Source organism: Streptomyces sp. FH025 (genome assembly GCF_017427025.1).
Lineage (GTDB): Bacteria > Actinomycetota > Actinomycetes > Streptomycetales > Streptomycetaceae > Kitasatospora.
The window spans coordinates 1-2,584 of record NZ_JAFLNG010000907.1 but is presented as its reverse complement, the minus strand read 5'-3'; the positions used below and the strand labels follow the sequence as shown (position 1 = coordinate 2,584).

The 2,584-nt window shown below is 74.2% G+C and carries 3 protein-coding genes; all 3 read right to left on the bottom strand.

From position 1 onward, the window contains the following. The coding region (locus tag J0670_RS35520) for an MBL fold metallo-hydrolase (protein ID WP_207816720.1) at positions 1-968 on the bottom strand (968 nt) is incomplete at its 3' end. A gap of 373 nt (positions 969-1,341) precedes the next feature. After that, positions 1,342-1,794: a MaoC family dehydratase gene (locus J0670_RS35515; protein WP_207816718.1), complete on the bottom strand. Its 453-nt coding sequence runs from the start codon at positions 1,792-1,794 to the stop codon at positions 1,342-1,344. 130 nt (positions 1,795-1,924) lie between these two features. Then, complete coding sequence (locus J0670_RS35510) at positions 1,925-2,413, bottom strand: pyridoxamine 5'-phosphate oxidase family protein (RefSeq protein WP_207816717.1); 489 nt, start codon at positions 2,411-2,413, stop codon at positions 1,925-1,927. Positions 2,414-2,584: the final 171 nt, after the last annotated feature.

The following is a 2,584-nucleotide window of genomic DNA, read 5'->3' as shown; positions in this document are numbered from 1 at the left end:
CGTTCGGCCGGTTCCTCCCAGGGGTGGATGGCCAGGTTGAAGGTGCACCAGTGGATCGGCAGCAGCAGCTCGCCCCCCAGGTCCAGGTGGGCCCGAACGCCCTCCTCGGGAGTCATGTGCACCTCGGGCCAGAACTCGCTGTACGCGCCCACCTGCATCATCGTCGCGTCGAAGGGCCCGAGCCGCCGCCCGATCTCCGTGAAGCCGGGGAAGTAGCCGGTGTCCCCGCTGTGGAAGATCCGGTGCCCGCCGCCGGCCACCACCCATGAGGCCCACAGGAACAGCGCGCTGGTGCGCGGTCCCCGGCTGCAGTAGTGGCGGGCGGGCGTGGCGGTGAGGGTCAGTCCGGCGACCTCCGCCGACTCCCACCAGTCGAGCTCGACGATCCGCCCGGCCGGCACCCCCCAGTGCTCCAGGTGCGCCCCGACCCCGAGCGGTACGGCGAACACCGCGTCGCTCCCGATCAGCGCCCGCACGGTGGCCATGTCGAGGTGGTCGTAGTGGTCGTGCGAGATCACCACCACGTCCACCGGCCCGAGTTCGGACAGTGGCAGCGGCACCGGGTGCAGCCGCTTGGGCCCGGTCCAGGCGAACGGTGAGCAGCGCTCGCCCCAGACCGGGTCGAGCAGGACGCGCCGTCCGCCGATCTCGGCGAGCGCGGTGGCGTGCCCGAGCCAGGTGAGCCGCAGCCCGGACTCCGGCGGCGTGGCCAGGTCGACCGGGAGCAGCCGGTGCACCGGCACGGCGGCGGCCGGGGCCCGGCGGGTCTTGTCCCCGCCCAGCTGGGCGCGGGTGATTTCGAGCGGGCTCCGTTCGTAGACCAGGCGGCGGGTCGGCACCGGGTTGCGGAAGGCGCCGTCGACGAACTGGGGCGAGCGACGGATCCGGGCCAGCCGCTCGCCCCGGGGGTCGGCTCCGAAGGCGTCGGTCCGGAGCCGGTGCCAGGCCGCGCGGGGCAGCCCGGCCAGGCCGGGGACGGCCCGGTCGGCGGCCGGTCCGGCGGACGGCGGGACGAGCTGAGAGGTCAGACCGGCGAGGCGGGAGAACCACGGGGCGGGGCGGGGCACGGCTCCTCCAGGGACGGTCGCGCTACCGAGCGGGCCGGGGCGCGTACCCCAGGGGCGGTTGAGGCCGCTGCGGTACGACAACCATCTCGTCGGAGGTTACTCGCCGTGGGCCGTCCGGACCTGGTGGGGAGCCCGGTGCGGTCCGTTCGGAGTACTTTCCGCCAGGTGTCGAGACGCCGGGCACCGGAACGCCGGGCGCCGGGACACGAGGCACCGGGCCGTCAGGCACCCGGACGCCAGACGTCGGGACACCGGGTGCCGGGACGGCGTGCCGCTACGCGTAGAAGCGCGTGATCGTCTCCGCGACGCAGTGCGGCTTGGCGCTCCGCTCACTGGTGATGGTGAACCGCACCACCGCCTGGACCCCGCCCGGCACCTCGGTGGCCGAGACCAGCTCGGCGGTGGCCCGGATCGCCGTGCCCACCGGCACCGGGGCGGGGAAACGCACCTTGTCCGAGCCGTAGTTCAGCGCCATCCGCACGCCCTCGACGCCGTAGCACTCCTTGGCCAGCACCGGGATCATCGACTGGGTCAGGTAGCCGTGCGCGATGGTCGAGCCGAACTGGCTCTCCTTCGCCCGCTCCGGGTCCACGTGGATCCACTGGTGGTCCCCGGTGGCCTCGGCGAAGAGGTCGATCTGCCGCTGCTCGATGGTGTGCCACGAGCTGGTGCCCAGTTCGGTGCCGACGGCGGCGGTCAGCTCGGCGAGGGAGGCGAAGGTCGTCACGGTGCGCTCCTGGAGGGGTCGGGCCCCGGGGAGGGGTCAGGACGCCGGAAGCGTATGCCTACCCGCCGGTATCTGTCAGGAGTCCCGGCGGAACGGGGCGACGGCGGCTCGACGGCGGCTCGACGGCGGCTCAGGGCCGCAGCGCGGTGCGCCCCGGCGTGCCCGGCCCGTACTGCCCGGTCGACCCGAACTGCCCGGTCGACCCGAACTGCCCGGTCGGGAACAGCCTCCGGCCGCTGACCAGCTCCGGCACCAGCGCGATGAACAGCGGGTCAGGATCCCCCACCCACGGCCGCAGCCCGGAGCGCAGCACCCGCCGGACCTGCTCGGGATCGCGCACCGCGTCGGCCCGCCCGTGCACCAGCACGCTCCACCCCGTACGGGTGACCGGATCCAGCAGGTCCGCCTGGAAGGCCACCACCGTGCCGTCAAGCCCGCGCGCGGTAGCACTTCCCCGGCGCACGGCGAGCACCAACCGCCCGTCCAGGACCTCGAAGGAGACCGGTAGGACGGCCGGCAGCGCATGCTCGGTGTACACCACGCGCCCGACGGGCACGGTGCTGAGCAGCCGCAGGCACTCGGCCTCGCTCAGGGTCTCCACACGGTCCTCACGCTCCATGCGTCCGATGGTCCTCGGTCGGAGCGCGCGTCGATAGGGCCCATGGTCCCTGAGCGGGCGGGCCGGGAGCCCTGTCGGCGTCCGCCCGGAGCGGTAGCCTGCCCCGCGGTGGACCGGTGTGACCGGTGCGACCGGTGTGGACGGTACCCGGTGCGGCGCGGACCCGTGCCG

Coding starts and splice junctions, on each gene's coding strand:
- J0670_RS35510 (WP_207816717.1), bottom strand. CDS start 2,413: ATGGAGCGTGAGGACCGTGTGGAGACCCTGAGCGAGGCCGAGTGCCTG.